Here is a 23,546-nt window from a genome sequence, read left to right as displayed (position 1 = left end):
ATCGATGGCCACATTCGTACTGATCCACGGCGCCGGTGACGTCGGCTGGTACTGGCATCTCGTCGAAGCCGAACTCCGGAAACGGGGCCACGACACGGTGGCGCCCGATCTGCCGTGCGACGACGACACCGCCGGCCTGTCCGAGTACGCCGACGCCGTCACGGCCGCGGTCGGCGACCGTACCGATCTGGTCGTGGTCGGCCAGTCGATGGGCGGCCTGGTCGTCCCGCTGGTCGGCGAGCGCCTGCCGGTGCGGATGCTGATCCTGGTTGCCGCCATGATCCCGCTGCCGGGCGAGTCCGCCGCCGACTACTGGACCGCCACCGGCTACGCCGACGAGGCCTGGGACCGGTACGACGACGAGATCGCCCTGTTCTATCAGGACGTCCCGCCGGATCTGGCCGCCGAGGCGGTCCGCCGCTCGTCCCGCCAGTCCGAGACCCGGATGTCCGAGCCGTCCCCGCTGCGCGCCTGGCCGGACGTGCCGACCCGGGTCCTGCTCTGCCGTGACGACCGCCTGTTCCCGCCCGCCTACCTGCGCCGGGTCGCCACCGAACGCCTCGGCATCACCCCCGACGAGATCGACGGCGGCCACACTCCGGCGTTGAGCCGGCCCGCCCATCTAGCGGAAATCCTCGATACCTACGCCGCGGCCACCCGGAGAAATAGCCGCATCGATCCATACTGAATGGATGACGCGGCGCCGCTTCTGGACAGTGACGGCTTTTCTGACCGGCAGCCTGCTCCTGGCAGCCTGGACGGTGTTCCTGCTGCGGCTCGGCCTCGACCGGGCCGACAAGGCGTCGAGTGTGGCGAGCGCCGTCCTCACCCTCGTCTTCGGCGTCGCCGGCGTGTGGCTGGCCCTGGCCTCCCGCCCGCAGCCATCCCCACCCGAGCCGTCCGGTCAAACCCAGATCAACACCGCCAAAGACCAGGGCAAGGTGTACGGGGTCCAGCACGGCAACATGATCATCGGCGACGCACCCCGGCCGCCCGATGGCCGATAGAACCCCGGTCCGCCAGACGAACACGGCCCGCGACAGCGGCACGGTGTTCGCCGTCCAGGACGGCGACCTGCACATCCACCAGCGCATCGGCACCCATCTCATCGAGGAGCTGGAGTTCGGCCCGACGCCACCGGTGAGTGGTGAGCAGCCCAGCCGGTTGCTCAGCGCGGAGAACCGGGTGGTCGCCTTCACCGGCCGGGACCACGAGATCGCCGAGCTGACCGGCTGGCGCGACGGTGACGCGGCGGTGGCCGTCCGGCTGGTGCACGGCGGCGCCGGACAGGGCAAGACGCGGTTGGCCCACCGTTTCGCGGAACTGTCCCGGCGGGCCGGGTGGCTCGTGTCCCGGGCGCGGCACAGCCGGGACGTGGCGGTCCGGCCGGTCGAGGTCCCGGCCGGTAACGCGGTGGTGGCGTCGGCACGGCTGCTGGTGCTGGTCGACTACGCGGAGCGGTGGCCACTGTCCGACCTGCTGGCGCTGATACACGATCAGCGGCTGCACGGCGGCCCGGCGCTTCGGATCCTGCTGCTGGCCCGGCCGCTGGACAACTGGTGGCACGGGCTGACCCACCGGTTGTCGCAGTCGCTCGGCATCCATCCGGACAGCGTCGAGCTGGCCCCGCTGGGCGCTTCCGGGGCGGATTCCCGCTCGGCGTTCGAGGTGGCGCGGACGTGTTTCGCGAAGGTCCTCGGGGTCACTGAGCCGATCACGGCATCGCCCCCCGAGGTCGGCGGGTCGGTGCTGACCATTCACATGGCCGCGCTGGCCACGGTCCTCGCGGCGCGCGACGGCGACCGGCCGCCGGTGGATCCGGATGAGCTGTCCGCCTACCTGCTCGTTCGTGAGCGCAACCACTGGCTGGCGATGTACGAGAACGAGCGCCGGATCGAGTCCCGTCCCCAGGTGATCGGCCGGGCCGTCTACGTGGCGGCGCTCACCCGGGCACTCGACTTCCCGGCAGCGGTGGAGGCACTGCGGTTGACGGGCGTGGCGGACACGTCGGCGGGCGCCTCGCAGACGCTCGACGATCACGCCATGTGCTATCCGCCGCACGACCCGGAGACCCGGCTGGAGCCGCTGTACCCGGACCGCCTGGCGGAGGATTTCGTCGCGCTCCAGACACCGGGGCACGGGGTCGGCGGCTTCCGCGCCGACCCGTGGGCCGGCGGGGCGCTGACCGAGCTGATGACCGCCGGCCCGCGAACGGTGGCGACGACACTGCCGCTGCTGGTCGAGGCCGCGTCCCGGTGGCCGCATCTCACCGAACGGCACCTGCTGCCGCTGTTGAGGAAACGGCCGGACCTGGCGGTCGAGGCGGGCACGGTCGCGCTGTCGGCGCTGGCGGCGGCCCGGACGATTCCGCTGGACGTGCTGGCGGCCATCGAATCGATGCTCCCGCCCGACCCTCCGCCGGACCTGCACGCGGGGATCGCCGCGGTCACCGAACGATTGGCCGCGGACCTGTCGCGGCACACCGTCGATCCGGTTCGCGCCGCCCGGGTCCTGCAGAAACTGGGCTGGCGGCTGCTCAACGCGGGCCGAATCGACCATGGTGTCGCCATGCTCGTCGAGGCGACGGCCGCGACCCGCCTTCTGTATGCCGAGGATCGCGCCGCTCACGCCGCGCAGTTCGAGTTCGCGCTGCGGACGCTGGGCCGGGCACACCTGCGGGTGGAGGACTGGGCGGAGGCGGCCGGCGCTCTCGGCGAGGCGGTCGGCCTGTGGAGCAGCGGGGACCTGGATTCGCCGCCGCCACCCGAGGAGGTCGCGACCTGCCTCTCCGAACTGAGCCTGGCGCTGTGGCGGACCGGCGAGACGACGTCGTCGCTGTCCACCCGGCACCGGGCCATCGCACAGTTGCGCCGTCTGGTGACCGACCACCCGCAGTACCGGATCACGCTGGTCCGGGCCCTGATCCAGCAGGCGGACCAGTTGCGCCGGGACAAGCGCGCCGGCCCGTCGCTCGACGCGCTGGACGAGGCCGTGAAGCTGTTGCGGGCGCTGACGGCCACCGCGGAGCCGGGTCTGGAACTCGATTTCGCCGCCGCGCTGCTGGGCCGGGCGCGGACCCTGAGGTCGCTGGGCCGCCTGCCGGAGGCCGACCACGCGGCCGCCGGGGCCGTCCGGGTCTTCCGGAATCTCGCCGGGCTCGACATCGCCTACGACCAGGATCTCGCCTGGGCTCTGGAGACGCAGTCCCAGATCCACGCCGCGCTGGGATGGTGGACGAGCGCCGTGGCGGCACAGGAGAACGCGATCGCGATCCATCGGCGCCTGTCCCGGATCAATCTGGAACGCTACGGCCCCGCCCTGGCCCGCGAGCTGATCGACTTCGCCCGCCTCTGCCGGGATGCGGGGCTTCGCTACCAGGATGCGCTCGGCGCGCTGACCGAGGCGACGACCCTGTTGAACACCGACCACTTCGATCCGGCATCCCAGGATCGGCTGAGGTCTGTGGCGTGGACTCTCACCGTGGATCTCCTCGACGCCTCCGGCCGCCACGCGGATGCCGACGCCATGCGGCGAAACGAGCAGGAGCCGCCACCACCACCGAAGGCTCGGAAGAAGTCCCTGATCGGGGAGTCCGAACGCCGCCTCGGCAGGACACTGGGCAACTTGTCGCCGTCAGCGGCCAGCCAGCGCCTCGAACGGCTCCCGTACATCGACATGGCGGCGGCCCTGATCGTGGCCGTTCCATCACGGAGATGGCTGACGCAGCTGATGGCCCATTTTTTCCCATACGTCCAGCAGCAGATCGTCGAGGCTCTGATCATTCACGAGGAACTGCTGAACGCTCCGGTGCTGCTGAGTTTCGTCAGACGGCGGATCCTTCGGCTACCCGCCAGACATGTCGCGCTGCTGGTACAGCACCGAACCAGTTTCTCGATCGCGATGGCGATCTTCCCTCGCGACGACGAGGAACTCAGAGACGCCGTGCTCGCCGAGTTGGACCGTCACCTGGCGGACCGGATTCGGAGACGACTCGCGTCCGATCCGCCAGAGTGACCCGTCAGCACCAGGTCAGGGTTGAGTTGACCCGGGTGACGTTGGTGACGACGTTGTTGGAGCCGGTGCACGGGCTCCACCGGATGTTCGTGTTGGTCACCGTCAGGTTCCTGAAGGTGATGTTGGCCGACGGCGCGAACTCGGTCCGCGACGAGATCCGGACCTCCCCGCCGCCGGTGATCGTCCCGGACACCCCGGCGATCGTCACGTTGTAGCAGTTCTCGACGAGCACCGAGTTGTTGCCGGTGTTGGCGATGTCGACCCGGTCGATGACCGCCCCACCGCTCTCCGAGACGCAGAAGACGCCACGCCCGCCACCACGGGCCTTGACGGTTCCGACGCGGATGTTCGTCGGGTAGGAGCTGCCGATCCGCCCGTTGCGGTTGGCCATCCGGAAGGCGGCGTAGCCCGTGCCGGTTCCGGCGTTCTCGGCGTCGACGGTGCCGACCGTGGCGTTGATCGTCTGGTTGAGCAGCAGCCCGGACTCGCCGACGCCGCGGGCCGTGACGGTGCCGATCGTGATCCCGTCCACGCCGTAGGTCTCCACCGCGTGTGAGCTGGCGCCGGATACGTACACCGATCCGATCTTGATGTTCTTGGCCATGACCGCGGTGTTGCCGTAGTTGTCGATGCGCACACCGAGGCCGCGGGACAACCGCATGTCGATGACGCCGAGGGTGAGGTTGTTGACGCTGCGGGCGAAGATCCCGTAGAGCGGCGCCCCGGTGACGTTGAGGTGCGCGACTTCGACGTCGGTGGTGCCGCGGGTGTAGATCGGGGCCTGGTCGCCGCTGCCGCTGCCGGTCACGTTGATCGTGCCGCACACGTCGATGAGCGTGTAGCTGGGCAGTGAGATCCGCGATCCGGCGCTGATCGAGCCGGATCCTCGCACGAGGACGTTCTGTTTCGAGGTGCGGCTGGGCAGGGCGCTGACCGCGGCCTGGACGGCGGCGCGCATGTCGGTGCCGGTGTAGACGGTGGAACTGCCCAGCTTGGAGGTCCAGGTGCTGCCGCTGAGGACGGCGCTGGCCTGGTAGGTGAGGGCGCCGCAGTCGGCCGCGCTGGCCGTTCCGGTGCCGAGGGCGATGCCGCCGGACGCGACGAGCACGCTGGCAGCGACTAACAGGGGGATACGGGGACGCATCGGGTGCTCCGGTCTGGAAATTGGGGATGTCCGAGATGAGCGTTCGATCCGCTGAATGTTAGCGATAACTTGGAACCTGTCAAGGTTTCTCGCGCGTTTCACGCAAGCGCTTACGCAAAGACTACTACCTATGGAAGTGTGGCGTTGACGTGCAGATGATCCACGTGCAAAGCTGCCGAAACTATCGAGGGCAATCAATCGCAGCTCAGGCTGTGTGTGAAACGTTTTACCTGGAGGAACCATGTCGGTCAGCAGGCGCGCACTCCTGCGCGGCGGTATCGCCGGGCTAACCCTGGCCGGGCTCGGCGGATGCGGCGACGACGGCGGGAGCGGCGGTAAGAAGACGCTGCGGTTCGCCTGGTGGGGCAGCGAGGAGCGGGCCAAGCTCACCCAGCAGGTCGTCGACCTGTACGTGAGCAAGCACCCGGACGTCGAGATCAAGACGACGTACGCCGCCTACGACCCGTACTTCCAGAAGCTGGCCACCGAGATGAGCGGCGGCAACGCCCCGGACGTGCTCCAGATGGGCGACCGCTACCTGCGTGAGTACGCCGACCGCAGCACCCTGCTCGACCTCACCCCGCACCTGGGCAGCAAGATCCAGACCGCGGATCTGGAGCAGAAGCTGTTCCCGGCCGGCAACCTCGGCGCCCAGACGTTCGGCCTGCCGATGGGCCAGACCACCCACGTGCTCCAGTACGACGCCAAGCGCTGGGAAGAGGCCGGCGCGAAACTGCCCGCCGACGGCTGGACCTGGACCGACCTGAAGGACGCCGCCGCCAAGGTGTCCGCGAAGTTCGGCCCGAAGGTGAGCGGCCTGAGCGACCCGTTCGGCATCGAGGACTGGTTCGGCGACTGGCTGCGCCAGCAAGGTAGGGACCTCTACACCGCGGACGGCAAGCTCGGCTACACCGAGGCGGAGATCGTCGCCTGGTGGAAGCTGGGCGAGGAGTTCCGCGCCGCCAAGGCCCTGACCCCGGCGGAGGTCACCGCCAACACCACGCTCACCCCGTTCCCGCGCAAGGAGTCGACCGCCGAGTTCTGCCCGGACAGCACGGTCGGGATGACCTCCTGGGACACCTACGGCAGCGAGTTCGCCCTCTCCCACTTCCCGACCGCGGGCACCGGCATCGGCCAGTTCACCCAGCCGCCGATGATGCTCAGCGTCGCGAAGCGCACCAAGAACCAGGACGCCGCGCTCGCGTTCGTCGACTTCTTCCTCAACGACCCGGAGGCCGGCGCCATCCTCGGCATGGCCCGCGGCCTGCCCGCCAACCTCAAGATCCGCGAAACGCTGGCGTCCACGCTGACCGACGAGTGGAAGGCCGTCGCCGCCTACGAGGCGAAGGTGTCGCCGCAGCTCCTGCCGGCTCCCCCGCCGCCGCCGAAGGGCGCCGGCGTGGTGAAGACCCAGTTCCAGCGGATCTACGACGACGTCATGCACGGCAAGGCCAAACCGGAGGAGGCCGCGCCGCGCCTGATGAGCGAGATCCAGCAGGCCCTCGGCGCATGACCACTGTGCTCGAGCGACCACGTGCCAAGGCCGAGACCAGATCAAAATCTTTGCGACGGTACGGGGAAAGGCCGTCGATCGCCTACCTGTTCCTCTCGCCGTGGGTCGTCGGGGCGGTGTTCCTGACCGCCGGCCCGATGGTGTGGCTGCTCTACCTGTCGTTCACCGACTACGACCTGTTCACCGCCCCGCAGTGGGTGGGCGTGGACAACTACGTGCGAATGCTCACGGTCGACCCGCACTTCTGGAACGCGGTCTGGGCCACCACCAAGTTCGTGGTCATCTCGGTGCCCGCACAGCTCATCGCCGCACTGGGTGTGGCCATGCTGATCAACCGCAGGAGCCGGGCGCAGGGCTTCTACCGGTCGGCCTTCTACGCCCCGTCGCTGCTCGGCGCTAGCGTGAGCGTGGCCCTGGTCTGGCGGGTGATCTTCCACGACTGGATCGGCCACCCGGACCGGGCCCTGCTCGCGCTGGTCCTGCTCGCGGTGTGGCAGTTCGGCGCCCCGATGGTGATCTTCCTGGCCGGGTTGCAGCAGATCCCGCAGGAGTACTACGACGCCGCCGCGGTCGACGGCGCCGGCCCCTGGCGGACCTTCCTGAAGATCACCGTGCCGATGCTGTCGCCGGTCATCTTCTTCAACCTGGTGCTCGACACGATCCGCGCCTTCCAGGTGTTCACCGGCGCCTACGTGGTCAGCAACGGCACCGGCGGCCCCAGCGACTCGACCCTGTTCTACACGCTCTACCTCTACGAGAAGGGGTTCGTGGAGTTCAAGATGGGCTACGCCTCGGCCATGTCCTGGTTCCTGCTCCTGATCATCGCCCTGATCACGGCGCTGCTCTTCCGTACCGCCAAGGGTTGGGTCTTCTACAGCGGAGACGAAACATGAGCCGGCGGCTGTGGCATCCGGCCGTGATCCTGCTGCTGATCCCGCTGCTGTACCCGATCGTCTGGCTGGCGTTCGCGTCGTTCAAGTCGGGTTCGGAGATCGTGCAGAGCCTCGCGCTGCTGCCCGAGGAGTGGATCCTGGACAACTACCGGGCGCTCGGCGACGACCTGGCCGGGGTGTCCGCGGGGCGGTTCTTCGTGAACTCGACGATCGTGGCGGCGAGTTGCGCGATCGCCAACGTCGCCAGTTGCTCGCTCGCCGCCTACGCCTTCGCCCGGCTGCGGTTCCGGCTGCGCGCGCCGCTGTTCGCCTTCACGCTGGCCACGATCATGCTGCCGGTGCACATCGTGACGATCCCGCAGTACTCGCTGTTCCAGAAACTCGGGATGGTCGACACGTTCTGGCCGCTGATCCTGCCGAAGCTGCTGGCCACCGACGCGTTCTTCATCTTCCTGATGGTCCAGTTCATGCGGACGATCCCGCGCGAGCTGGACGAGGCGGCCCGGCTCGACGGCTGCGGCTCGATCCGGATCTTCGGGTCGGTGGTGCTGCCGCTGATCCGGCCGGCCCTGGTCACCACGGCGATCTTCACCTTCATCTGGACCTGGAACGACTTCTTCACCCAGCTGATCTATCTCTCCTCGCCGGAGAAACTCACCCTCCCCCTGGCCCTCCGGCTGTTCATCGACACCACCGACTACAACGCGTTCGGGCCGATGCTGGCGCTGTCGGCGCTGGCCATCGTGCCGATCCTGCTGTTCTTCGCCGCGTTCCAGCGGCTGCTGGTCGAAGGTTTCGCCACCTCGGGCCTCAAAGGCTGATCCCCCACCCGAAGGAGCCGGTGCAGCATGCCCGACATCTCCCGACGTACGTTCGTGCGCGGTCTCGCCGCCGCCCCCATGGCGCCCTATATCCCTTTCAAGGCGCCCGAATCGATCCCCGCCGCTGTCACCGCCGTCGTCCCCGCGCCGGAGACCGTGACGCTGAACTGGCTCGAAGGTAGGCCCGGCACCAACGTCGGCAGCACCTGGGGCGTGCCGTGGCCGAAGGGCGCGGTTCCCGCCGACTCGCCGTTCTCGCTGGCCGCCGCCGACGGGGCCGCTGTCCCGGTGCAGAGCTGGCCGATCGGCTACTGGCCGGACGGGTCGCTGAAGTGGAGCGCGCACGCGCTTCCCGCCGATGCTCCGCTGTCGGATTCCTATGTGCTGAATCGGACAGCTGGTGTGACCGGCTCGTCCTCGGTGAGTGTCGCGGAGAACCGGGACACGGTAACCGTGGACACCGGCGTCATCCACGTCGTGCTGGGACGGCGGGGCTCGGCGCTGATCCGGTCGATCACCCGTGGCGGCGCCGAGATCGCGCGGAATCTCGAACTCATCAGTCTGCGGCAGACCAGCATCGAGGACGACGACGAGCGGCGCGCCTCCCGCGAGAAGCTGACCAGCTCGATCAGCAGGGTGACGGTCGAGCAGCGCGGGCCGGTCCGGGCCGTGGTCCGGATCGAGGGCGACCACCGGCGGCGCGGGAGGTCGTGGCTGCCGTTCATCGTGCGCCTCTACCTCTACGCCGGGGCCGAGCACGTGCGGGTGGTGCACACGTTCCTGTTCGACAGCGAGGGGCAGAAGGAGTTCATCGCCGGGCTCGGCGTGCGGGTCGGGGTGCCGATGCGCGACCAGCTCCACGACCGGCACATCCGGTTGTCCGGCGACGGCGACGGGCTTCTGCGGGAGGCGGTCGAAGGCATCACCGGCCTGCGCCGGGACCCCGGAGCCACGGTACGCGCGGCGCAGATCGCCGGGGAGAAGCTACCCGACCCGGCGACCTGGGACCAGCGGGTCACCACCCGGTTGCAGTACATCCCGGCGTGGGGCGACTACACGCTCAGCCAGCTGAGTTCCGAGGGTTACACCATTCAAAAACGGACCAAGACGGGGTACGGGTGGGTCGGCGTCGATTCGGGAAAGCGGTCGAGCGGCTTCGGGTACGTCGGCGGGGTCAGCGGTGGGCTCGGGTTCGGGATGCGGGACTTCTGGCAGAAGCACCCGGCACAGCTCGACATCCGGGGCGCCGACACCGACCGGGCCACGGCGACGATCTGGATGTGGTCGCCGGACGCCGGGCCGATGGACACCCGGTTCTACCACGACGGGATGGGCCAGGACACGTTCCCGGAGCAGCTCGAAGGCCTCAACATCACCTATGAGGACTACGAGCCCGGGTTCGGGACTCCGTACGGCATCGCCCGTACCACTGAATTGATGTTCTTCGCCCTGGCCGCGACCCCGCCCGCCGAGCGTCTCGCCGCGCTGGCCCGGACCGTCGTCGCTCCGCCGCAGGTCGTCGCGCCGCCCGCGCACCTGGCCGCGTCCGGTGCGTTCGGCGGCCTGTTCAGCCCGGTCGACCGGTCCACACCGGCCCGCGCCAAGGTCGAGGACCGGCTCGACTTCCTCTTCGACTACTACCGCGACCAGACCGAACAACGCCACTGGTACGGGTTCTGGAACTACGGCGACGTCATGCACACCCCCGATGTGGACCGGCACGTGTGGCGCTACGACGTCGGCGGGTACGCGTGGGACAACTCGGAACTGTCCCCCGACCTGTGGCTGTGGTTCGCCTACCTGCGCAGTGGGCGGGCCGACATCTTCCGGTTCGCCGAGGCGATGACCCGGCACACCGGCGAGGTCGACGTCTACCACCTCGGTAGATGGGCCGGGCTCGGGACACGGCACGGGGTGCAGCACTGGGCGGACAGCGCCAAGCAGCAGCGGATCAGCACCGCGGTCTACCGGCGGATCTTCTACTTCCTGACCGCCGACGAGCGGGTCGGCGACCTCATGCACGAGCTGGTCGACTCGGACCAGACGTTCCTGGCGCTCGACCCGCTGCGCAAGATCCGTACGGAGCCGTACACGCCGGACCCGCACGCCCTGTCGATCGGCCTCGGCACCGACTGGAGCGGCCTGGCCGCCGCGTGGCTCACCGAATGGGAACGCCGCGGCCCGAAGGCGGCCGTCGCCGAGAAGAAGCTGCTGGCCACCATGCGGACCATCGGCCGGATGCCGAACGGTTTCGTCACCGGAAGCGGCCTCTACGACATCGACACCGGCGAGTTCGCTGAGGCCGCCAAGACGGTCAGCGTGTCGCACCTGAGCGCCATGTTCGGCCAGGTGGAGGTCTGCGCCGAACTGATCGGCCTGGTGGACCTGCCGGAGTTCGAGAAGGCGTGGTTGCAGTACTGCCGCCTCTACAACGCCACCCGCGCCGAACAGACCGCCGAGTGCGGCACCCACTTCGGCACGCTGATCCTCAAGCAGGGCCACTCCCGCCTGACGGCCTACGCGGCGGCCCGCCTCGGCGACGCCACCCTGGCCGCCCGGGCCTGGACCGAGTTCACAGCCACCGACGGCTACACCGACGCCTCCCCGTGGCAGACCACCCACCTGACCGGCCCGGCCGTCCTCAACACGGTCGACGAGGCCCCCTGGGTCGACACCAACACCACCGCCCTGTACGGCCTCGCCGCCATCCAGAACCTGGCCCTCGCCGCCTCCGCCCTCCCGTAACGCTCAGCCCCGTGCCGCGCGGCCGGCGCTCGCTCGCCGCAATGCGATCACGGACTCTTCGTACCACTAAAGAATGAGGCCGGCGTCGATCCGATGGCGGACGGCCGGGCAGCCGTCTGCCGTCATCGTGGAGCCATGAGTGCGAAGAATCCGGAGAACAGCAGGTGGGCGCCGTGGTGGGTCTATGTGGTCATCATCGCGGGAGCCAACTATGGCAAGCAGCACTACGCGGAGGATCTGCCGATCCCGGTCAACGCGGCCATCACGATCGCGCTGGTCACCACACTGTTCCTGGCGATCACCGCGGTGTACCGGGGCCTGCGCCGCCCGGATTGACCACCGATCTGCGCCCGGCGGGCGCGGCACAGGCGGGAGTGGGCAGCCAGGTCGCGTGGCAGGGCGGAACTGTCCTGGTTGAACGGGACGGGGTCGCGCGTACCGGAAATGGTTTTGATCCGCTGGAAGTCGCTGGGAAATGCCGGAGCGGAGGATGATCATCGCGCGTTCGGTCCCGCTAGCCTCGGCCGCGAGAAGGCCACCGGGGGGCGATGAGCGCCGAGATTCATCGGTCGAGCTTTCGGAGGTCAGCGCACACGCAAGCCGCCACGTGGGCGGCCACGGCTGCGATAGGCCACGCAGGAAACCACGACACCGCCACCGTGCGCGCCCATCCCCTCGGTAGGTGCGCTCGCCCACAACGCGGCGACCGGCGCAACGGCCGAGAGCAGGCACCCCGGGTGATGGGGAAGCAACACCGCAACCACCCGCCCAGCGGGACCGCGACCGGACGGGACGGTCTAGTGGGGCGGGACGAGGTCCGCGTACCGAAAAGGAACGAAACGCGGACCTCGACCACGAAGGACCTCTAGCGTGTCGCGTACCGGCTCATGCTTCCCGGAGCGGCCGCCAAGCACTCAGGGTGATGAGCGCCATGATGACGGCTGCCATCCAGAACGGTGCGGTGATCGACCACACGCCCGCGAGGAGGCCGCCGAGCAGGGAGCCGAGCGCCGCCCCGCCGGTCTGGATGAGTAAGTAGACGCTGGACACCCGGCCACGGAGGTGGTCGGGAACGGCCCGCTGCCCGATCGTCGCGGTGATCACGCCCCACACCATGGTGTGGACGCTGAAGACGATCAGGACAGCGGCCGCTACCCACGGTGACGTGGTCACGGCCAGTGTCAGGTGGACGAGCACCTCGATGACCAGCCCGGCCCGCAGTACGGCGCCGTTGCCGAAGCGGCGGCTCAGGCGGGTGGCGACGCCCGCGCCGAACAGGCCGCCGACCGCGAAGGCGGTCAGCAGGATCCCGTAGCCGACCTCGTGGAGGCCGAGACGGTCCCGGCAGTAGACGACGAAGACCGCGAACGCCGCACAGAACGCGATGTTGCCGGCGCCCATGCTGATCGCCGTGGTCCGCAGCAACCGGTGCCGCCACAGCCAGCGGATGCCGGCGCCGATCTCCCGGCGGAGCGAGGTGCGTTCGTGCTGCTCGGACGGTGGGACCGGGCGGATGCCGGCGAGCAGCGCGGCGGACGCGGCGAAGGTCAGCGCATCCAGGCCGAACGGCACCGCCGCCGAGATCACGAACAGCCAGGCGCCCAGCGGCTTGGCGATGAACTGGTTGACGCTGAACGTGGCGCCGAGCCGGGCGTTGGCGCTCGACAGGTGCTCGGGGGCGACGACCGCCGGGATCAGGGCGCCCATCGCGGTGTCGGCCAGCGTCTCACCGACGCCGAGCAGGAACACCACCAGGTAGACGACCGGGATGGTGACCGTGCCGGTGGCGATGGTGGCGGTGAGCACGGTCAGGGCCGCGGCGCGCAGCACGTTGACCACCACGGCCGTGGTGCGGCGGTCGAGGCGGTCCACCCATGCGCCGCTGACCAGGGCGATCAGCAGCCACGGCAACTGTTGGACGAAGACGGCGCCGGCGATCAGCGACGGATTGTCACTGATCGAGGCGACCAGCAGCGGGCCGGCGGCCATGGTGACGCCGTCGCCGATGTTCGAGATCGCGGATGCGGTCCAGAGACGGTTGAAGTCCGCGCCGATTCGCGCGGAAAGAAGGGCACGCAAAACTAGCTCCTCAAGCCAGGAAAGAGAAAAGTGGCGAGGAGCCGGCCGGGCAGCGTGTTACGCGGCCTGCTCCTCGGGCGAGAGAGCGACCGTGACCATGGTGAGAAGCATTTCTCACTCCCTTCTGCCGGGACTGCAACAGATCCGGCGTCCGGGAGTGTATTAGAGGTATGAGGGATCAGGCGTTCGAGTTTTTCGTGCGGGAGAGCGCCGCCGGGCTGCTGCGGCTCGGCAACGCGCTGACGCTCGACTCGGCTGCCGCCGAGGATCTCGCCCAGGAGACCCTCATCCGCGTGGGCACGTCCTGGTCGCGGGTGCGCAGGGACGGAAACCCGGTGGGGTACGCGCAGCGCACGATGATCAACCTGTTCCTGAACGAGCGGAGGCGACGCCGGGCGATCCCCGTCGCCACGGTGCCCGACACGGCGCGGGAGGACGCGGCGCTCGCCTCGATCGAGTCATCAGCGGCGATCCGGCAGATCCTGGCCGGGCTGCCACCGCCGCAGCGGGCCGCGATCGCGCTGCGCTATCTGTGCGACCTGCCGGACGAGGAGATCGCCGCGGTGCTGGGGTGTGCCACGGGCACGGTGCGGTCGCACCTGTCCCGCGGTTTGACGACGTTGCGCGGCCGGATGACACAGGGGTGAGCGAAATGCTGTCCAAGTCCGATTTCGATCTGCCGGTGCCGGCCGGGTTCACCGAGCGGGTGCGGCGCGGGGTCCGCCGGCGTCGCCGTCTGCGCGTGCTCGCCGTGGTGGGCTGTGTGCTGCTCGGGCTGGCCGGGATCTCGGTGGCGGCCTGGCCGGAGCCACGCCGGGCGCCGCTGGAGTCCGCCGCGCCCGCCGTAGGCGAGGTGGCCGGTTTCCGGATCGGCTACGCGCCACCCGGGTTGCGCCTGGATCCGCGGGTCAGCAGCTCGGTGTACGCGGTGACGGAGAACCTGCTGGTGAACGACGGCTCCGAAGCGGGACCGGGTCAGGCGAGCGCCGTGGTCACGATGCGCATCTTCGTGAAGGCGAACGGTGGAAACTCCCTGTTCATCACCGTCCTACAGCCACTGGGGACCACGCCGCGGGCCGACCGGGCGACGATCACCCGGTGGCTGTCCGCCTGGTCCACGATCGGGATGGAGCAGGTCGGCGGCGATTTCGCCGTGCCGGCCGGGAGCGCACGGTTGATGCGGGGGCAGACCACGGACGGGCCGAAACATCAGGTACTCATCACCACGGCAGACGGCACGGTGATCGACGTGGGCGGCAACGCCGAACTGACGGCGGCCGAGCTGACCTCGGTCGCCACCGGCCTCAGCCGCGGCTGAGGCGACTGTCCAGCCAGGTCAGCAGGTGGTGGGCCTGCTCCTGCTGCATGCGGCGCAGGCGGTACGGGCCGGGCAGGTGACAGTCGCGCCAGGCACGGCTCGCGAGACCGGCCAGGGCCACATCGATGTGGTCGGCGGGCGTGTCGTGCCAGCAGGTGCTCTTCAGGAAGAGTTCCGGGTCGTGCCCGTCGGCGGCCAGATCGGGCAGGAGCCGGATCAGGTCCATCCAGCCGGGCGCGGTCCACAGGTGGGTCCAGTCGACGATCCACAGGCGGCCGCCGGGCTCCCGGATCACGTTGTCGCGGCGCAGGTCGCCGTGGTGCAGGGCGGTCCCCGGAGCGAGAACGTCCAGCCAGCGGTCCGCCAGCTCGGCGAGACGCTCGACCGGGACGGTGATCGGCGGCGGCTTCGCGGCGCCCAGGACCCGCCAGTCGGCCATCAACGGCACAAAGGCTTCGGCGTACGGGGTGGTGCACCCGATCGGGGACGGGTCCATGCGGTCACGCATCCGTTCGACGACCCGCCGCAGGTGGTCGAGGTCGTCGCCGGTCCAATGGGCGACGGTGTCGCCGCCGACGACCTCGAAAGCCTCGATCGACCAGTCCCCCACCGTCCGGGCGGCGATCAGCCGGGGTCCGAGGTCGCCGGCCGCACCCGCCAGCGGAACGGCGGGGCCCTCGCCACCGGGGGCGGCCTTGACGAACAGGCGGCGGCCGTCGCCGCCGGTCACCAGCGAGGCGATCGACGGTGTGAAGCCGGCGGTGGCGGGTTCTTCCCGGGTGACGCGGCCACCGAGCAGGCCGGCCACCGCCTCCCGGACCGGCCGGGGCGCGTCGGCCAGCAGGGGGCGGGAGTCCACGGTGGTCACCCTAGTCCGGCCGGTCCCACGTTGATCAGTAGGCGTCCGCCGGCAGGCTGGCCGATCTTGTCCGGCTGACTGCGGGGGCTGTCTCGGAGCGCCTGAGGCAGCCCCCGCACAGCCGGCCGAACCACTCGGCTCGCGCTCAGCGATGACGGCCCGCCAGCCGCTGTCCGGGTGGCTCCGTGATCGGGTGCTCGTGGCCGTACCGGGAATGGGTTGTGGGGGTTGTCATGGCACGGGCATGGCGCCGATCGTCGGCCGGGGTTGCCGCGCGGGTTTGGGGAGAAGGACGGCCCAGACGGTCTTGCCGGTGGCGGTGCGGTCGGCGCCCCAGCGGGTGGCGGCGGCCTGGACCAACTGGAGGCCGCGGCCGCGTTCGTCGAGGGGGACGCCGCGGCGGACGCGGGCCATCATGCGGAGGCGGGGCAGGCGCGGGTCGCCGTCGGAGACCGCGAGGTGCAGGCCGTCGCCGTGGCGGGTGACCGTGACGACGAGGGCGGTGGCGGCGTGCTCGACGGCGTTGAGGACCAGTTCGGACATCACCCGCCGGGCCGGATGCAGCAGGCCGGGCAGTTGCCAGACCATGCACGCGTCGGCGACCAGGGTGCGGGCCAGGCTCGCGGCGTCCGGGTCCGGCGCCAACGCCACCGTGCGGTACGGCGGCTCCCCTGGTGTTCCGCTCGGAATCTGAATCATGCGGGAACGGTAAGCCCGCCCGGCGGCCGGGAGGATTAGTGCAATCAATCGCGGATTCCGGCCCGGCCGGCGAGCCCTCGCAGACGGCTGTCCCGGCCGAACCGGGGACGCGACAGCAGAAGGCGCAGGGCTTCGCGGGCGCCGGCGGACGTGGCCACCTGCTGCGGCGCGATCGTCTCGGCGCGGTACAGGGCGCCGGCCGCCTCGTCCTCCCTCCCCCGGCCCTGGAGCAGGGCCCGGCAGAGATCGATGAAGTACGAGGACCGGCGATGCGCCGAGGACACCGCCTCCGGGCAGAAGTCCCACGGTGCGGCCCGGCCCTCCCCCAGTGCCACCAGGACGGCGAGACGCCACATCCCCACGTTGGTCGGGCCGAAGTTGAACCGGTCGCGCCGCTCCCCGGTGTGCGCGGCGACCGCGGCGGCCTCGTCGAGGTGGGCCCGCGCCACCGCGGAACGGCCGGAGCGGGCCGCCATCTCGGCGCTGATCAGGTGATGCATGCCGTAGGCGCTGGCGGCCGCGGGATCGGCGCCGACGTACGGGGAGAGCCGGTCGATGCCGTCGTCGGCGACCCGGCCGGCGCCCGGGGCGGCGGAAACCGCCCGGATGCGGGCGTAGCCGGCCAGGCCCAGGTACTCCGGCTCGCCGAGTTCCTCCGCGGCGCGCATGCCCACTCCGGCGACCGCCAGGGTGAGATCCGGATGACCCAGTTGGACGCCGGTGCAGACGGTGCTGTGACAGACCTCCACGATGCGGCGCCGATGCAGCCGCTTCGCCCGGCCGGTGACGGTCCGCGACCGCGCGGCGAGGACAGTGAGCATCTCGGCCAGCGCGGGAACCAGCAGGTCGTACCGGCACGCCTCGAAGTACCGGTCCAGCACTGTCGTGTCGACGTCGCCGCCCTCGTCACCGGCCGTGACCTCGGGGACCGCCATGGCGATGACGCCCGATCGCAGTCGCTCGATCGCCTCGGCGCTCACCGGGGAACCGGGATGTTCCTCGCCGGGGCGGCCGGTCAGCTCACCGACCGAGATCTGCAGAGCCTGGGCCAGCGCCTCGCGGGTGGCCCGTCGTTCCAGGGGCGCCAGGCCGCTCTCGATCTGGGCGACGTAGCCCTGACTGAAACCGGCCAGCTCGGCGAGCACTCGCTGGGTGAGGCCCCGGCGCAGACGCCAGCGGCGCAGCCTGGCCCCGGCATGGTCACTGTTCACGGCATCCCCGATCGACCGGCGGCGCGGTGCCCTGGCCGGCCACCCCTGAGCAGACAGCCACCGGGCCGCGGCCCGGCGGACAGTGCGTGCGCCCGCTCAGCGCCGCAGCAGATCGCGCAGCAGCGTGGCCAGGGCGGGGACGGCCGGATGGGTCGGTGGTTCGCGCCAGGCGAGGTGCAGTTCGATCGGGCGCGCGCCGGTCAGCGGGAGGTAGGTGACCGCCGGGTGGGGATGCATGGCCGCGGTCGCGGTGCTGGTGACCCCGGCGGTGCGGCCGGCCGAGATGGCAGCCAGCCAGTCGTCGGTGTTGGCCACCTCGACCGTGACGGCCGGGGTCGTGGCCGGTGGCCACAGGTCGAGGCTGGTGGTGCCGGTGACCGTGTTGATCGCGATGGCCCAGCCGGCCAGGTCGGTCAGCGTCAGGCTGAGGCAGCGGGCCAGGTCGCTGTCGGCCGGGACGGCGGCCACCCGCTCTTCGGTGGTCAGCAGTTCGGTGTGGATGCCGGGCGTCTCGCCGGGGTCGCGCAGCACCGCGGCGTCGGTTCGGCCCTGGGCCAGCCCGGCGGTGCGGTCGTCGACCCGCAACAACCGCAGCGGGATGTGTGGATGCGTCTGCTGCCAGGCACGGAGGAGGGTGGTGGTGTGTTCGCCGAGAGCCGACCAGGCATGACCGAGTCGTAGCGGCCACGTTCCGGCGCGCGCCGGGTCGAGGGCCTCGTCGACGGCGGCGACCGCCGCGGCCGCCCGCGCCCGGAAGGCCTCCCCGGCCGGGGTGAGTTCCAGGTGATGGGTGGAGCGGTCGACGAGCCCGACCCCGAGATGCTCCTCCAACTGGCGCAACGTGCGGGACAGCGCGGGCTGGGTGAGGTGCAGCCGGGACGCGGCGCGGGTGATGCTGCCCTCGGCGGCGATCGCGAGGAAGGCGCGGAGATGCCGTAACTCGGCGGTCATAACCAGGAAGCATAACCACTGCTCGATCAGCATTTCCGGGCCGCCGGGCGGGCGCATAACGTCAGCGTCATGAGGGCGGGAGTGGGCCTCGTGCTGGGCGGGGCGATGTCGGTGCAGTTCGGGTCGGCGGTCGCCGCGCTGCTGTTCCCCCGGGCCGGGGCGGCCGGGGTGGTCACGTTGCGGCTGCTGATCGCCGCCGTGCTGCTGCTGGTGGTGTGCCGTCCCCGCCTGCGCGGGCACAGCCGGGGCGACTGGGCGGTGGCCGCCGGTTTCGGGATCGCGCTGGCCGGCATGAACACGCTGTTCTACCAGGCGATCGACCGGATCCCACTGGGGCCGGCGGTGACCCTCGAGGTGCTCGGCCCGCTCACCCTGTCGGTGGTCGCCGCCCGGCGCCGGGCGAGCTGGCTGTGGGCGGGTCTGGCGCTGGCCGGGGTGGCCCTGCTCGGCTGTCAGGGCTTCGACCGGCTCGACCCGGCCGGGGCGGCGTTCGCGCTGGGTGCGGGCGTGATGTGGGCCGGGTACATCGTGTTCAGTGCCCGTGCCGGCCGGCGTTTCCCGAAAGCCGACGGGCTGGCCCTGGCGATGGGCGCGGCGGCGCTGCTCAGCCTGCCGCTGGGCGCCCGGCCCCACCTGCTGGAGCCGGTCACCCTCGGTTTGGGCACGGTGGTGGCGCTGATGTCGTCGGTTCTGCCGTACACGCTGGAGCTTCGCGCCCTGCGCCGCCTGCCGACCTCGACCTTCGCGGTGCTGATGAGCCTCGGCCCGGCGCTGGCCGTACTGGCCGGCTGGACCGTCCTCGGGCAGCGCCTGTCCGCCCTCGAACTGGTCGCCGTAGCCCTGGTGATCGCCGCGAGCGTCGGCGCGGTCCGTACCTCCCAGCCCACTGCCCGGCCTGGCTCCCGGCCCGCTCTCGCTTCCGAGACCAGCCCCGCCCTCCTACCCGACTGACGTCCAGAGAGCCTCGCCCCGCTCTCCTACTCGGCGCCCGGCACGACGCTGGGCGGCACGAATCGGGGTGTGCGCTCGTGATCCCACCCGAGCCGCGCCATTCAGGCGTATCCGAGACGGGGCGTGCAGGTGTTCAGACCCCGCAACACGGGCGAGGTCGCACGGAAGCCATGACGTGCGGCGCCACCCGGGCGACAAGCCCCGCAAGGAAGCACGCTGAGTTCCGCGTGTGCGCCGACCGGGCAGCCTGGCGGCGGGATGTCATGGCTGCTGGTGGCGTGTGGATGGGCAGTGGCTGCCATCATCTTGATCATGGAGCTCGCGGAATTCTGGAAACTGATCGAAAGCATGGGGCCGGCGCCCGAGGACGACGAGTTCAAGGCGCTGACCGAGCGGCTCGCCACCCGGCCGGTCGCCGACATCATCGCGTTCGAGGATCACCTGGCGTATCTGCTCCACGCCCTGGACACCCAGGCTCATGCCCGGGCCGCGCGGGCTCGGGGCGACTGGTTCCTCTACGTTCGGTGCCGGGCTGTGGCCTCCGGACAAGCCGTCTACCAGGCCGTTCTCGACGACCCGAAGCAGTTGCGGCGGTTCGCGAAGTGGGAGGCGGAGTTGCTGCTCTCGGTCGCTTCGGAGGCCTACGAACGCGGCACCGGGTCGCCGTGGGTGCATGAGTCGCCCGTCTCCTACGAGACCGGCAGCAACGGGGACGGATGGTCCGGTTCCCGTCCACCGCTGCTCTGGCGCGTGCTGCTCGGTGTGGCCCGGTTGCTTCCCCGCCGGAGGGAGCGGTGATCGGGGCATCCGCCACGGACGGTTCGCGGACGGCGTACCGGATCCGGTCGGGATTTGATCTTTCCGGGCAGCCGGCGGTGAGCCGGGCGGGCGGCGGTTTCTGTCATACCGGACGGGCAGAATGACGGCGTGACGCCATCAGCTGGGGATCTGCTCGCCGCCGTCGTCGCCCGCGCCGTCGCGGACTTCGCCGGCCGCAACGCGTTCGTGCGTGGCGGCAGCGCGGTCCACGCCGTCGCCACCGTTCGCTGGCTCGGCGAGCTGGAGGTGCCGGCCCCGCTCTGCCACGTCGGGGTCAGCGGGGGCGAGCTGGCCGCGCTGCGGCCCACCGCGGCTGCGGTGACCTGCCGCCGCTGCCTGCGCAAACAGGGCGCCGACGAGCTGGCGGCCTTCCCGCACACCGAGCAGCTCACCCTCTTCCCGACCCGGCCGAGGACTGGAGCAGACCATGTTTCTGGTGACCGTTGACGGCGGCGAGGAGGTCGTGGGGACCATCCAGGCGGCCGTCAGCGAGCGGGGCGTCACAGCGGCCTCGATCACGCTCATCGGGGCGGTCCAGACGGCGACGGTCAGCGTCATGCACCGGGAGGACCCCATGATCGACCGGCTGCGCGACTATGACCAGCCGTTCGAGCTGACCGGCACCGGCGAGGTGGTCGACGGCGGGGTGCACCTGCACGTCACTCTCGCCGGGGAGGACATCCTGGTCGCCGGTCATCTGCATCGGGCGACCGTGCGTGACTTCTTCGTCCGGGCCTATGTGAGTCCACTGCGCGCCGAGCGGTGACGGACGGTCACGGCCAGCAGGAGGAGGATGACGGCGGCCATCGGAGCCGGCGCGAAGGGGCCGATGAGCGCCTCGGCGAGGGTGAATCCGGCGGCGGCCAGGCCGGCGGCGCCGTAGGAGCCGGTGCGGGCGTGTACCAGCCAGATCAGGCTGAGGCCCGTCATGCCGATGCCGACCCGGCCGATCGCGGCGGCCAGGAAGAAGGCGGCGGCGCCGGGAAGGCGCAGGAGGGTGCGGTAGCCGGACGCGGCGGACGACATGGGAGTCCTTCGTCGCCGCCGGACGACTGTCCCTCGACGCGAATGAAAGACGCGGCCCGGACCTGCCACGGGCACTCGAAGTCGGGGAGGGACGGGGCCCGATCGCCTGGCGGAGATGAGATCTCGGCTCGGGCCAAGGCGGGTCCGAACGACTATCCGGACTCTATCAGGAGCGAGTCGGGTCTCTTACACATGGACGTTCGGCGATTCCTTTGTGGAGGACGCTGAGCGACGGGAGGCGAGAGCCATGCGAAAACTACTGATCAGCGTCCTGGTGGGGCTCGTGGGAGCCGGGGCCGGCACGCCCACGGCGGCGCAGAGCGCGGAGCCGGACATCGATGTGGTCGCCTCCTGGAACGGGCTGGCGCTCGACGCGGTCCGGGCCGCGCGGGCGACGGACGCCGACGCGGCGCGACTGTACGCGCTGGTGAACGTGGCGATGTTCGATGCGGTCAACGGGATCGGCGGCCGGCGGGAGCCGGCGCTCATCGGCGGTCACGGGCCGCGGCACGCGAATCGGCAGGCGGCCGCCGCGGCGGCGGCGCACGCGGTGCTGACCCGGACGGATCCGGCGCGGACGGCGGCCTACGACGGCGAGCTCGCCGCCGACCTGGGGAGTCTGCGCCACGGGGTGAACGACGGGGCGGCCTGGGGACGGCATGTCGGCGAGGCGGTCGTGGCGGCGCGTGCCGATGACGGGTCGACGCCGGTGGAGTCGCAGGCGGCCGGGTCCGGGGCGGGCGTGTTCCGGGCGGCCTGGTCCGGCGTGCAGTACCGCAACGTGCGGCCGTTCGCGGTGGCGAATCCCGGGCGGTATGTGCCGGGACCGCCACCGGCGTTGGACAGCGCTGCCTACGCGTCCGCGTTCGCCGAGGTCGCGGTGGTCGGTGACGGCCGGATTCCGGCGCCCGAGTCGCTGGCCACCTACCAGTTCTGGTCGCTGCCGGCGGGGACGAGCCAACCGCCGGGTGAGTGGTTGCGCATCGCGTCGACGGTCGCGGCCGAGCGGGATCTCGGTCTCGCCGATGAGGTGCGCCTGGGCGCGCTGATCTCGATGGCGCTGGCGGACACGACGGTGGCGACCGTGGGGACGAAGTACACGTACCGGCATTGGCGGCCGACCACCGCGATCCACGAGTCGGCGACCGCCCCGGATCCGGCCTGGGTGTCGCGGGCCGGCAGTGTGGGCAGTTCCCCGGAGTACGTGTCGGGCCACAGCTCGTACAGCGGGGCGGGCGCCACGGTGCTGGCCGGTTTCTTCCACACCGACCGGATCGCGTTCTCCCACGCCACCGATTCGGCGCCGGGTGGGGCCGCTCGCTCGTACCCGGGCTTCTCGGCGGCGGCCGCCGAGGCGGGACGGTCGCGGGTCCTCGGTGGCCTGCACTTCGATTTCAGCAACCGGGCCGGGCTGGAGATCGGCCGGGCGGTGGCCCGTGAGGTGCTGGCCACGAGCCTGCGGGCACGATGACCGGATGACAGTCCGGCCGTCGTGCATCTCGGGCGGGTGCCCGCCTGATTCCGGTCACTGCATGGCGGTCGCCGCCGGGTGGTCGAAGGATGGCCGCGAGGTGTACGGTACCGTTTCGTACAGCGGCTATCGAGGAGGGTGCGGGCATGGCGGGAATCGCGGTGGTCACCGGCGCGGCCGGCGGCATCGGCTATCACACGGCGCTCGGTCTGGCGCGGCGCGGGACGGGCGTGCTGATCGCGTCCCGCGACCGGCGGCGGGGCGAGGCGGCGGCCGAGCGCATTCGCTCCGAGGCGGCCGGGCACAGCCCGGAAACGGCCTGGTGGGAGCTCGATCTGGGCGATCTGGCCTCGGTCCGGCGGTTCAGCGAGAGATTCCATGACGCGTACGATGGTCTCGATCTCTTGATCAACAACGCCGGCGTGATGGCGCTGCCCCGCTCGGTGACCACCGACGGTTTCGAGCGGCAGCTCGGCGTCAACCATCTCGGGCACTTCGCGCTGACCGGCCTGCTGCTGCCCGCCCTGCTCACCACCGAGGGGTCCCGGGTGGTGACCGTGACGAGCGGCCTGCACCGGCGTGGCCGGATCGCCCTCGACGACCTGATGAGCGAACGCCGCTACGGCAAGTTCCGCGCCTACTGTCAGTCCAAGCTCGCCAACGTGCTGTTCGCCCTGGAGCTGGGCCGCCGGACTCCGCTGACCAGCGTGCTCGCTCACCCTGGGGTCGCGCACACCGATCTCGCCCGTACCGGAAACAGGTTTCGGTCCTTGCTGATCGCCGCGGCCCGGGTGGGGGCGCAGTCGGCGGAGGACGGCGCGCTTCCGCTGGTGCACGCCGCGATCGCCACGGACGTGCGCGGGGGCGAACTCTACGGCCCGGACGGTCCCGGCGAGCGGCGCGGGAAGCCGGCCCGGCTGGAGGTCGCGGAGCAGGGGCTCGACGAGGAGACCGCCCGCCGCCTGTGGACGATCTCCGAGGAGCTGACCGGCGTACGGTACGGTACGTTCGTCCAGCATTGATCCGTCTTGG

The 23,546-nt window shown here is 70.8% G+C and carries 23 protein-coding genes; 16 read left to right on the top strand and 7 right to left on the bottom strand.

Annotated elements, in window-relative coordinates; all coding sequences use genetic code 11:
* The first annotated feature begins 4 nt into the window (after window positions 1–4).
* From IEZ13_RS09835 to IEZ13_RS09825, 3 genes are read left to right on the top strand one after another with little or no spacing between them, the layout of a single operon-like run.
* Complete coding sequence (locus IEZ13_RS09835; RefSeq protein WP_183220481.1) at window positions 5–688, top strand: alpha/beta fold hydrolase; 684 nt, start codon at window positions 5–7, stop codon at window positions 686–688.
* A 4-nt stretch (window positions 689–692) separates the two neighbouring features.
* Window positions 693–1,007: a hypothetical protein gene (locus IEZ13_RS09830; RefSeq protein WP_183220479.1), complete on the top strand. Its 315-nt coding sequence runs from the start codon at window positions 693–695 to the stop codon at window positions 1,005–1,007.
* Window positions 997–4,014 (top strand): hypothetical protein, encoded by a 3,018-nt coding sequence (locus IEZ13_RS09825; RefSeq protein WP_183220477.1) that lies wholly within the window; start codon window positions 997–999, stop codon window positions 4,012–4,014. The genes IEZ13_RS09830 and IEZ13_RS09825 overlap by 11 nt, the downstream gene beginning before the upstream one ends.
* A 4-nt stretch (window positions 4,015–4,018) precedes the next feature.
* On the opposite strand, the gene IEZ13_RS09820 is transcribed toward IEZ13_RS09825, so the two are convergent.
* Complete coding sequence (locus IEZ13_RS09820; RefSeq protein WP_229794581.1) at window positions 4,019–5,122, bottom strand: hypothetical protein; 1,104 nt, start codon at window positions 5,120–5,122, stop codon at window positions 4,019–4,021.
* Window positions 5,123–5,399: 277 nt separating this feature from the next.
* Between IEZ13_RS09820 and IEZ13_RS09815 the strand changes: the two genes are divergently transcribed.
* The 5 genes from IEZ13_RS09815 to IEZ13_RS09795 all read left to right on the top strand — a co-directional run bounded on the left by IEZ13_RS09815 (window position 5,400) and on the right by IEZ13_RS09795 (window position 11,466).
* On the top strand, window positions 5,400–6,671 hold the full coding sequence (locus IEZ13_RS09815) for an ABC transporter substrate-binding protein (protein WP_183220473.1): 1,272 nt from the start codon (window positions 5,400–5,402) through the stop codon (window positions 6,669–6,671).
* On the top strand, window positions 6,668–7,564 hold the full coding sequence (locus IEZ13_RS09810; RefSeq protein WP_183220471.1) for a carbohydrate ABC transporter permease: 897 nt from the start codon (window positions 6,668–6,670) through the stop codon (window positions 7,562–7,564). Before IEZ13_RS09815 ends, IEZ13_RS09810 begins: the two co-directional genes overlap by 4 nt.
* Complete coding sequence (locus IEZ13_RS09805; RefSeq protein ID WP_183220470.1) at window positions 7,561–8,385, top strand: carbohydrate ABC transporter permease; 825 nt, start codon at window positions 7,561–7,563, stop codon at window positions 8,383–8,385. The genes IEZ13_RS09810 and IEZ13_RS09805 overlap by 4 nt, the downstream gene beginning before the upstream one ends.
* A gap of 27 nt (window positions 8,386–8,412) precedes the next feature.
* Window positions 8,413–11,130 (top strand): exo-rhamnogalacturonan lyase family protein, encoded by a 2,718-nt coding sequence (locus IEZ13_RS09800; RefSeq protein ID WP_183220468.1) that lies wholly within the window; start codon window positions 8,413–8,415, stop codon window positions 11,128–11,130.
* A gap of 135 nt (window positions 11,131–11,265) precedes the next feature.
* Window positions 11,266–11,466: a hypothetical protein gene (locus tag IEZ13_RS09795; protein ID WP_183220466.1), complete on the top strand. Its 201-nt coding sequence runs from the start codon at window positions 11,266–11,268 to the stop codon at window positions 11,464–11,466.
* 549 nt (window positions 11,467–12,015) lie between these two features.
* On the opposite strand, the gene IEZ13_RS09790 is transcribed toward IEZ13_RS09795, so the two are convergent.
* Window positions 12,016–13,209, bottom strand: coding sequence for an MFS transporter (locus tag IEZ13_RS09790; protein WP_183220464.1), 1,194 nt, complete (start codon window positions 13,207–13,209; stop codon window positions 12,016–12,018).
* A 170-nt stretch (window positions 13,210–13,379) separates the two neighbouring features.
* Between IEZ13_RS09790 and IEZ13_RS09785 the strand changes: the two genes are divergently transcribed.
* Together IEZ13_RS09785 and IEZ13_RS09780 are read left to right on the top strand one after the other, a co-directional pair.
* A complete protein-coding gene (locus IEZ13_RS09785; RefSeq protein ID WP_183220462.1) occupies window positions 13,380–13,856 on the top strand; it encodes a SigE family RNA polymerase sigma factor in 477 nt (158 codons plus the stop codon).
* A 5-nt stretch (window positions 13,857–13,861) separates the two neighbouring features.
* Window positions 13,862–14,527, top strand: coding sequence for a hypothetical protein (locus IEZ13_RS09780; RefSeq protein WP_183220460.1), 666 nt, complete (start codon window positions 13,862–13,864; stop codon window positions 14,525–14,527).
* Here the strand turns inward: IEZ13_RS09780 and IEZ13_RS09775 are convergent.
* From IEZ13_RS09775 to IEZ13_RS09760, 4 genes are all read right to left on the bottom strand, one after another.
* Entirely contained in the window at window positions 14,514–15,386 is an 873-nt protein-coding gene (locus IEZ13_RS09775; RefSeq protein ID WP_229794580.1) for a phosphotransferase family protein, read from the bottom strand. The two genes, IEZ13_RS09780 and IEZ13_RS09775, sit on opposite strands and share 14 nt — an antisense overlap.
* A 231-nt stretch (window positions 15,387–15,617) precedes the next feature.
* Window positions 15,618–16,085, bottom strand: a complete 468-nt coding sequence (locus tag IEZ13_RS09770; protein WP_183220456.1) for an ATP-binding protein — start codon at window positions 16,083–16,085, stop codon at window positions 15,618–15,620.
* 44 nt (window positions 16,086–16,129) lie between these two features.
* Window positions 16,130–17,296: a helix-turn-helix domain-containing protein gene (locus IEZ13_RS09765; RefSeq protein ID WP_183220454.1), complete on the bottom strand. Its 1,167-nt coding sequence runs from the start codon at window positions 17,294–17,296 to the stop codon at window positions 16,130–16,132.
* A gap of 96 nt (window positions 17,297–17,392) precedes the next feature.
* On the bottom strand, window positions 17,393–18,247 hold the full coding sequence (locus tag IEZ13_RS09760) for a LysR family transcriptional regulator (RefSeq protein WP_183220452.1): 855 nt from the start codon (window positions 18,245–18,247) through the stop codon (window positions 17,393–17,395).
* A gap of 69 nt (window positions 18,248–18,316) precedes the next feature.
* Between IEZ13_RS09760 and IEZ13_RS09755 the strand changes: the two genes are divergently transcribed.
* From IEZ13_RS09755 to IEZ13_RS09740, 4 genes are all read left to right on the top strand, one after another.
* Entirely contained in the window at window positions 18,317–19,198 is an 882-nt protein-coding gene (locus tag IEZ13_RS09755; RefSeq protein ID WP_183220450.1) for an EamA family transporter, read from the top strand.
* A 312-nt stretch (window positions 19,199–19,510) separates the two neighbouring features.
* A complete protein-coding gene (locus tag IEZ13_RS09750) occupies window positions 19,511–19,996 on the top strand; it encodes a DUF4240 domain-containing protein (RefSeq protein WP_183220449.1) in 486 nt (161 codons plus the stop codon).
* Between the two features lie 129 nt (window positions 19,997–20,125).
* Window positions 20,126–20,464, top strand: coding sequence for a hypothetical protein (locus IEZ13_RS09745; protein WP_183220448.1), 339 nt, complete (start codon window positions 20,126–20,128; stop codon window positions 20,462–20,464).
* The gene (locus tag IEZ13_RS09740; protein ID WP_372441855.1) at window positions 20,454–20,783 is read left to right on the top strand and encodes a PCC domain-containing protein; all 330 of its coding nucleotides are present in this window, start codon (window positions 20,454–20,456) and stop codon (window positions 20,781–20,783) included. The genes IEZ13_RS09745 and IEZ13_RS09740 overlap by 11 nt, the downstream gene beginning before the upstream one ends.
* Here the strand turns inward: IEZ13_RS09740 and IEZ13_RS09735 are convergent.
* The gene (locus IEZ13_RS09735; RefSeq protein WP_203833754.1) at window positions 20,753–21,043 is read right to left on the bottom strand and encodes a hypothetical protein; all 291 of its coding nucleotides are present in this window, start codon (window positions 21,041–21,043) and stop codon (window positions 20,753–20,755) included. The genes IEZ13_RS09740 and IEZ13_RS09735 overlap by 31 nt on opposite strands.
* 247 nt (window positions 21,044–21,290) lie before the next feature.
* On the opposite strand from IEZ13_RS09735, the gene IEZ13_RS09730 reads away from it, so the two are divergent.
* Both IEZ13_RS09730 and IEZ13_RS09725 read left to right on the top strand, forming a co-directional pair.
* The gene (locus IEZ13_RS09730) at window positions 21,291–22,514 is read left to right on the top strand and encodes a vanadium-dependent haloperoxidase (RefSeq protein WP_183220446.1); all 1,224 of its coding nucleotides are present in this window, start codon (window positions 21,291–21,293) and stop codon (window positions 22,512–22,514) included.
* 146 nt (window positions 22,515–22,660) lie between these two features.
* Complete coding sequence (locus IEZ13_RS09725; protein WP_183220445.1) at window positions 22,661–23,536, top strand: oxidoreductase; 876 nt, start codon at window positions 22,661–22,663, stop codon at window positions 23,534–23,536.
* Window positions 23,537–23,546: the final 10 nt, after the last annotated feature.

Origin of the sequence: Actinoplanes campanulatus, from assembly GCF_014647795.1 — a bacterium.
Lineage (GTDB): Bacteria > Actinomycetota > Actinomycetes > Mycobacteriales > Micromonosporaceae > Actinoplanes > Actinoplanes campanulatus.
The sequence above is the reverse complement of the archived record's forward strand: the minus strand, read 5'-3'. Positions and strand labels throughout refer to the sequence as shown.